2 protein-coding genes and 1 pseudogene are annotated in these 2,801 nt (G+C 50.5%); 2 read left to right on the forward strand and 1 reads right to left on the reverse strand.

The features are described 5' to 3' along the window. A pseudogene (locus tag DTL42_RS09670) lies at positions 1 to 117 on the reverse strand (IS3 family transposase); the annotation flags it as partial. A 624-nt stretch (positions 118 to 741) separates the two neighbouring features. On the opposite strand from DTL42_RS09670, the gene DTL42_RS09675 reads away from it, so the two are divergent. Continuing rightward, a complete protein-coding gene (locus DTL42_RS09675) occupies positions 742 to 2,088 on the forward strand; it encodes a right-handed parallel beta-helix repeat-containing protein (RefSeq protein WP_114368530.1) in 1,347 nt (448 codons plus the stop codon). A gap of 120 nt (positions 2,089 to 2,208) precedes the next feature. After that, positions 2,209 to 2,514 carry a transposase gene (locus tag DTL42_RS09680; protein ID WP_114368531.1) on the forward strand — a complete coding sequence of 102 codons (306 nt, stop codon included), beginning with the start codon at positions 2,209 to 2,211 and terminating at the stop codon, positions 2,512 to 2,514. The last annotated feature ends 287 nt before the right edge of the window (positions 2,515 to 2,801 follow it).

Here is a 2,801-nt window from a genome sequence, read left to right on the forward strand (position 1 = left end):
ACCTTACGGCTGAACAAGTCGATGACCACCGCCAGGTAAACCCAGCCGTTCGATGTCGGTCACCCACTTCTGGTTCGGGGCGTCGGTGGTGAAGTCGCGATTGAGCACGTTCCTCGCTGGCCGCTTCTTCTTCGCTAAATTGTCCACAGCTCGGACCTCCTTCAGGAGCCATTATCCCGGTCCTCGCCACTGTCCGAAAGTCGTGGGCTACCGCAGTTAGCTGGGTGCCGAGATGCGTGCTACTACAAGGACTTGCCTCGTGCTTTAGTCGAGTTGCATCTTGCGAAGTCGACACAATTGGCATTTGCGTTTAAGACATGTGACCAATAAGCTTTGCTTTCGGAAATTGTCCGCGAGTATGAAAAGAGTAAAGTGACCCCCTTATGCCCCGAAATTCTCGGAGTGGATGCTTAGATTCAATTTCGGCCTCGTTCACAGGCATCCCAAAAAACGAGTTCACAGCAGCGACTTCCGATCCAAAGCTACTTATGCAAAGCAGGCGATGCCTATTGATTTCTGTGCTCTTAATTCAACATGGCAACAGGCCTATTTGCCACGAATCCGGGGCTTCCGTTGGTCACCCTAATGGATTGATGGTGCAGACCTCAATAAGAGTACCTGGCTTAAACTCTTTTTAGTAAACAGTCTGCGGCGAGAACTTTTCCTGAAATCATTGGCGATTAGAATGGAATGTGCTATCAGCGTATTCAGATGAGATGATTTCGATAACTGGAGCAAATAATGCGGTACTCGATTTTGGCAGTGCTGTTCATTTTAGTGGCAGAGCAAGCATTTGCAGCGACGTACCATGTGGCCGTTGATGGTAGCGATAACGCCACCGGCGCCTCAAACCAACCGTGGCAAACGCTTCAGCATGCGATTGAGTCCGTAAAAGGTGGTGACATAATCCTGCTGCACGAAGGTGACCATGCTGGTTTTTCTATTCGAAGCGGCAAGATAGACAACTTGTTTAATGACTGGGTAACGATTCGCTCGTTGAACGGGCACAAAGCTACCGTCGGTTACACTGACATCTATTTGCCTGCGAGCATTCTTGATAATGGCGACAGCGTCACGAATGCTTTTATTCAATTCGACGATTTAATCTTTCGAGATCGAATTCGTTCTTACGGGGCCAAAAGAGTGAAGATTTTAAATAGCAAAATCTTCCAGGAAGGCCCTAAGAACGATAATCCGCAGAACATCGTCAAACGGGGCATCGAAGTTACCGGCGCAGACTGCTTGATCGAAAATTGCGAAGTGACCGACTGTGCGATTGGCATCCAAGTACGTGGCTGGCGAAACGTGGTTAAGAATTGCCACATTCACGATGTTTTCCACGATGGACTTAGGGTTGTTGATTCTTGCGACACAGTTATCGATGGTTGCCTCATTTATCACTGCGACGATGGCTACAGCGACGGCGACATAAACTCCCCGGTGGGTATTGTTCACGCAGACTGTCTCCATGTTTTCATTTCTGGATCGGTGCATAAAACGACCAATGCGGTAAAGAACGTCACCATTCGCAACTGCCGTATGTACGGTACTGAAGGAGCAGCAATTCAAGTCAACAATCGGCGAGAACAGATCGTAGATGGCCTCTTGCTCGAAAACAATGTGATTGGCATGACCAACGGTGGGGCGATCAATATCAGTGAGATCCACAATTGTACCATACGGCACAACACCTTCCGCTACTTCAAAGGAGGCTATGCGTGGGGACGATTCGATGGAGTCAGAAAACCGGCCAACAGCAACTGTACGCTAATCTGTCGTCCTCCAGGTAAGAATTGCGTTTGCTACAACAATCTTTTTTGTCGCTCGACCATCGAAACTGACACCATCGGTTGGTCGTCGCACAACAACTTCTTTGACTCGCGTAACTATGCCCATTGGCTAAAGTGGCAGGATGGCACCAGCAAGGCAGGAAACCCGAAGTTTACCACCAATAGCTGGGTAGACCCCGAACTGAGACCAGATAGCCCAGCCATAAACTTTGGTGTACCGGCTAAGTTGCCACTTTCAATCAATGGAGTGATACGTGATATCACTCCTGATTGTGGCGCTTGGGAAATTGCCAAGTAAAACTTCTGAAGTGGACACCATTATTGGGAATACGGGCTTAGATAGAAAAACCTGCGGTAGCCCACGACTTTCGGACAGTGGCGAGGGCCGGGATAATGGTTCCTAAAGGAGGTCCGAGCTGTGGACAAACTAGCGAAGAAGAAGCGGCCGACGTATAGCGACGAGTTCAAGCAAGACGCCGTGCGGTTGGTGGTGGAAGAAGGGTACTCGTTTAAGAAGGCGTGCCAGGCAGTTGGTGTGTGCGAAGCTACGCTGCGAAGTTGGCATGCCAAGTTGGCTCCGCCGCCAGAGCCTTGCGGCGAAGATGCATCGCTTGATGAGCTGAAGGTAGAGAACGCTCGACTTCGCAGGCAGCTCAAACAGACCGAGCTGGAGCGAGAAATATTAAAAAAAGCGACGGCGTACTTTGCGAAGGAGTCGACATGAAGTATGCCTGGATCAAGCGGCACCGCGACCAGTTTCGGTGGCCACTATGTGTCGACTACTGCAAGTGAGCCGCTCTGGCTTCTACGATTCGGTCGATCGGCCGCTGAGCCTGAGGGCCGTTCGTCGCCAGAAGATTCACGCTTCGGTGCGCCAGGCTTACTGAAGTGGACCCCATTATTCGGACCACGGGCTTAGATAGAAAACCTCGCTCCGATCGGTGAGACTGGTGTATTAAATTCACCGTCATGAACTGGGAGCGAGGGATGGCACGGAAGCGGCGGATTTTC

Source organism: Bremerella cremea (assembly GCF_003335505.1).
Taxonomy (GTDB): Bacteria; Planctomycetota; Planctomycetia; order Pirellulales; family Pirellulaceae; genus Bremerella; species Bremerella cremea_A.